Source organism: Pseudarthrobacter phenanthrenivorans, from assembly GCF_000813845.1.
GTDB lineage: Bacteria > Actinomycetota > Actinomycetes > Actinomycetales > Micrococcaceae > Arthrobacter > Arthrobacter phenanthrenivorans_B.
On the sequence record NZ_JWTB01000060.1, the window covers coordinates 1 to 1,008 of the forward strand.

The window sequence follows — 1,008 nt, forward strand, 5'->3', positions numbered from 1 at the left end:
CGGGATTGGTGATGCGACGTTGAACGGTCGTGAGTTGGCTGTTGCGGCGTATTTGAAGGAGCATGTGGCGCAGTTGCTGGTCGGCAAGGATGCGCACCGGATCGAGGACACGTGGCAGTTCCTGTACCGGAGTGCGTATTGGCGGCGGGGGCCGGTGACGATGGCGGCGATCGCTGCGGTGGATATGGCGTTGTGGGATATCAAGGGCAAGGTGGCCGGGTTGCCGGTGTACCAGTTGCTGGGCGGTGCGTCGCGGAACGGGTTGCGGGCGTATGGGCATGCGTCCGGGTCGGATATTGAGTCGTTGTTCGATTCGGTGCGGGAGCATCTGGAGCTGGGGTATAAGTCGATCCGGATCCAGACCGCGATCCCGGGGATCAAGGCTGTTTATGGGGTGGCTGCGCAGGCGCAGGCGTCGGGGGAGCGGTATGACTATGAGCCGGCCGGGCGGGGTGCGTTTCCGCAGGAGGAGGACTGGGACACCCGGGCGTATTTGCGGCACTTGCCGACGGTGTTTGAGGCGGTGCGGAATGAGTTTGGTCCGGAGCTCCCGTTGCTGCATGACGGGCATCACCGGATGACGCCGATTCAGGCGGCGAAGCTGGGCAAGGCGTTGGAGCCGTATGACTTGTTCTGGTTGGAGGACTGCACGCCGGCGGAGAACCAGGAGGGTTTGCGGCTGGTCCGGCAGCACACCACCACGCCGCTGGCGATCGGTGAAATCTTCAATACAGTGTTCGACTTCCAGACGCTGATCAAGGAGCAGCTGATTGATTATGTCCGGGCGGCGTCCACGCATTTTGGCGGGATTTCGCCGTTGAAGAAGGTGATGGATTTCGCCGCGCAGTACCAGATCAAGTCGGGGTTCCATGGTCCGACGGATATTTCGCCGGTGGGGTTCGCGGCGCAGCTGCATGTGGGGTTGGCGATCCATAACTACGGGATCCAGGAGTACATGCAGCACTCGGCCAGGACCAACGAGGTCTTCGAGCAGTCCATGACGTTCGT

1 protein-coding gene is annotated in these 1,008 nt (G+C 61.9%); it reads left to right on the forward strand.

The features are described from left to right. On the forward strand, positions 1-1,008 hold a 1,008-nt coding region (gene manD, locus RM50_RS20020), incomplete at both ends, for a D-mannonate dehydratase ManD (RefSeq protein WP_043456327.1).